The organism is Mycobacterium sp. TH-M15 (genome assembly GCF_057473705.1).
Window position 1 is genome coordinate 1 of record NZ_JBYCLB010000516.1, and the last position, 3309, is coordinate 3309.

Below are 3309 nucleotides of genomic sequence, written 5' to 3' on the forward strand. Positions count from 1 at the left end.
GTCCTCTTCTGCCAGAAGCTTTTCCGGGTGGTGGAACAGGTTGGTTCGGGGTTGGCCGTAGTCGAGATGGGGCGGCGGTACCCATTCGGTGTCGCCGCGCGCGTTCTTGCGGGTGGTCCACCCGCCGGGCCCGACCAGTGGGTGATCCGACGTGCACGCCAGGGTGAGCGTGTTGACGTCCGTGCGATGGGTGGTGGCCCAATCCTCGACGTGATGGGCTTCGGTCCAATAGCCGGGCCTGTCGCATCCTGGCCGGGTACACCCACGGTCCTTGGCGTACAGGACAATTCGTTGCCCGGGTGAGGCGAGTCGTTTCGTGTGCCACAGCGCGAGCGCTTTGCCCCCCTCGAAGAGGGCCAGATAGTGGTGGGCGTGGCGAGCCAGCCGGATCACGTCGCTCATGGGCAAGATGGTGCCGCCGCCGGTCAGCCCGTGTCCGGCGGCGGCCTCCAACTCGGCCAGCGTGGTGGTCACGATGATGGTGGCCGGTAATCCGTTGTGCCGGCCGAGGTCTCCGGATGCCAGCAGCGCTCTGAGCGCGGCGTTGAGCCCGTCGTGGTTGCGCTGGGCGGGGCTGCGGATGTCGCGCCGGCGGGCCTGCTCGTCGGCTTGGCCGTCGACGATGGGCGTCTGGTCCTCGGGGTTGCACATGCCCGGGGTCGCCGTCTTGGCCAGCACGGCCTCCAACGTGGCGCGGGATTCCGGTGTCAGCCAGGCGGTCAGCTTGGACATGCCGTCGACGTCTTGGCGGCCCAGCGTCAGGCCGCGGCGGCGGGCGCGGTCGCTGTCGGTGTAGGTGCCGTCGGGGTTGAGGTAGCCGTTGAGGCGCTCGGCCAGTTTGGCCAGATCGTCGGGTCGGTGGCGAGCGCCCAGCTCGGCGAGCTGGGCTTCGGCGCTCTCCCGGGTCCCCACGTCGACGGCGTCGGGCAGCTGGTGCAGGAAGCGGCGGATGACCCGCACCTGTCCGGAGCCCAGCTCGCCGCCGCGTTGCGCGGCGGCGGTGCCGGTCAACCGCGGCGGCAACGGTTCCCCCGAGAGGGCGCGGCGCGGCCCCAGGTCGCCGGCCTCGGCGACGCGCCGGGTGGCATCGCCGCGGGTGATGCGCAGCCGGTCGGCCAGCGCGTCGGGAAGGCCGGCGCCGAGCTCGTCGCGGGTGGCTCGTTCGGCGAGTTGGTTGATCAGCTGGTGGCCGGGGACGGGCAACCGTCGGGCGGCTTTCTCCAGCCGCGTCAGGATCCGCAACCGTTCGGGAGTGGTCAACGCGTCGAACGACAGCGCGCAGGCGCGGTCGAGGGCGGCGTCGAGCGCGTCGAGGACCGCGGCGACCTCTTCGCGACTACTCGAACTCATGTTCGAATACTATGTCGGGCCACCGACAACCGGTCGCCCCGAGACGCCGGACCCGAGACGCCGGCCGCACGGGTGGGTGCGTGGCCCGGTCCCGGCTGCCGGCTGCCCCACATAGTGTGCACGTTGTGTTGGTGCACACGGTCCGGGCGCGGCGCAGCGCCGAGGGGTTCCCGCGCGCCGAACACCTGGCCGCCAGGATCGCCGACGTCGCCACCGACCCGGTTCCGGTCGAACCCGACGTCGCGGCGATGGTGGCGAACCGGATCATCGACAACGCCGCGGTCAGCGCCGCGGCGGTGCTGCGCCGGCCCGTCACCGTGGCCCGCCGGCAGGCGCTGGCCCACCCCGTCGCGCACGGGGCAGCCGTGTTCGGTGTGGACGGCGCCTATTCGGCCGGATGGGCGGCCTGGGCCAACGGGGTCGCGGTGCGCGAGCTGGACTTTCACGACACCTTTCTGGCCGCCGAGTATGCCCATCCGGGCGACACCATCCCCCCGCTGGTGGCTGTTGCGCAGCAACTCGGGGTGTGCGGCGCCGACCTGATCCGCGGTGTGGCCACCGCCTACGAAATCCACATCGACCTGGCACGCGGAATCTGCCTGCACGAGCACAAGATCGACCACGTCGCCCATCTGGGCCCCGCGGTGGCCGCCGGGATCGGGGCCATGCTGGGCCTGGACGCCGACACCATCTATCAGGCGATCGGGCAGGCGCTGCACCTGTGCACCAGCACCCGCCAATCCCGCAAGGGCATGATCTCGAGCTGGAAGGCCTTCGCGCCGGCGCACGCCGGGAAGGTCGCCGTCGAAGCGGTGGACCGGGCGATGCGCGGGGAAGGATCGCCGGCGCCGATCTGGGAGGGCCAGGATGGGGTCATCGCCGGGCTGCTCGGCGGCCCGGACTGCGAATACCGGGTGCCGCTGCCGGCACCCGGCGAGCCCAAACGCGCCATCCTGGACAGCTACCCCAAGCAGCATGCGGCCGAGTACCACAGCCAGGCGCCGATCGACCTGGCCCGACGGCTGCGCGGCCGGCTCGGCGACCTCGGCCGGATCGAGGCGATCGTGCTGCACACCAGCCGGCACACCCACGTCGTGATCGGGACCGGGTCCGGGGACCCGCAGAAGTTCGACCCGGACGCGTCGCGGGAAACGCTCGACCACTCGCTGCCCTACATTTTCGCCGTCGCGCTGCAGGACGGCAGCTGGCACCACGAACGCTCCTACGCGCAAGAGCGCGCCCACCGGCCCGACACCGTGGAGCTGTGGCACAAGATCGGCACCGTCGAGGATCCGGAGTGGACCCGCCGCTATCACGCGGTCGATCCGGCCGAGCGGGCGTTCGGGGCGCGCGCGGAGGTGACGCTCGCCGACGGCGCGGTGATCGTCGACGAGCTGGCGGTGGCCGACGCGCACCCGCTGGGCGCCCGGCCCTTCGGGCGCCGGGAGTACGTGGAGAAATTCACCGAACTCGCCGGCGGCGTCGTGGGAGCCGCCGAGCAGCAACGATTCCTGTCCGCGGTGCAATCGCTGGCCGAGCTGCAGGCCGCGGAGCTGCGTGCGCTCAACGTAACGGTCGATCCGCGGGTGTTGCACACCGCACCGGTGACACCGCCGGGAATCTTCGGATAGCCGCCCCGGGCTCGCGTTCGGCCACGAATCTTTCCCCGAAGATGAACGCATCCGCCTAGAACACGTTCTAGTCTGTGAAACCATGGGATTTCTCAAGCCCGACCTGCCGCAGATCGACATCGCCGAGTGGAGCAAGGGCACCCGCAGCGAGAAGATCCGCCCGATGGCCCGGCACTGGGCCGAGGTGGGCTTCGGCACGCCCGTTGTGCTGCACCTGTTCTACGTCGTCAAAATCCTGCTCTACATCCTGTTCGGATGGCTTTTCGCGTTGGCCACCAACGGTATCCACGGGTTCACCGGTGTCGGGTCGTGGTGGTCGGAGCCGATC

General features: G+C 70.7%; 3 protein-coding genes. 2 read left to right on the forward strand and 1 reads right to left on the reverse strand.

Translation table 11 applies throughout. The annotated features are described in order from the left end of the window. Positions 1–1350: HNH endonuclease signature motif containing protein (locus AC2VNT_RS12595; RefSeq protein ID WP_486947180.1), on the reverse strand; the 1350-nt coding region annotated here is incomplete at its 3' end. Positions 1351–1475: 125 nt separating this feature from the next. Here AC2VNT_RS12595 and AC2VNT_RS12600 point away from each other — a divergent pair. Both AC2VNT_RS12600 and AC2VNT_RS12605 read left to right on the forward strand, forming a co-directional pair. After that, positions 1476–2981, forward strand: a complete 1506-nt coding sequence (locus AC2VNT_RS12600; RefSeq protein WP_486947181.1) for an MmgE/PrpD family protein — start codon at positions 1476–1478, stop codon at positions 2979–2981. A gap of 82 nt (positions 2982–3063) precedes the next feature. Beyond that, positions 3064–3309, forward strand: a 246-nt coding sequence (locus tag AC2VNT_RS12605) for a DUF3556 domain-containing protein (protein WP_486947182.1), incomplete at its 3' end; no start/stop codon positions are given.